Genomic DNA, 243 nt, shown 5'->3' on the forward strand with positions numbered 1-243 from the left:
CTATGTGATTCAGTTGCTCATGCCGGATTCGATTGGCGCATCAATTATTGTTCCGATTCCGCACGTTTTTGTCATATCCGGTTTGGTGGGTATTGCTAGTGAGCGTGAGGTGATTCAGTTTTTAAAAGGACGACCTTTAGAAACGCTATTGGCGACGTTCGGCATCAGTTTAGTATTGCAGCAAGCGGTGCGTAGTATCTTTTCGCCTCTTAATCGCAGCGTAGAGACACCAGAGTGGATGTC

General features: G+C 46.5%; 1 pseudogene. It reads left to right on the top strand.

Annotated features, from left to right (window positions below):
* A pseudogene (locus A3751_RS01220) lies at positions 1-243 on the top strand (urea ABC transporter permease subunit UrtB); the annotation flags it as partial.

This window comes from Oleiphilus sp. HI0080, from assembly GCF_001635135.1.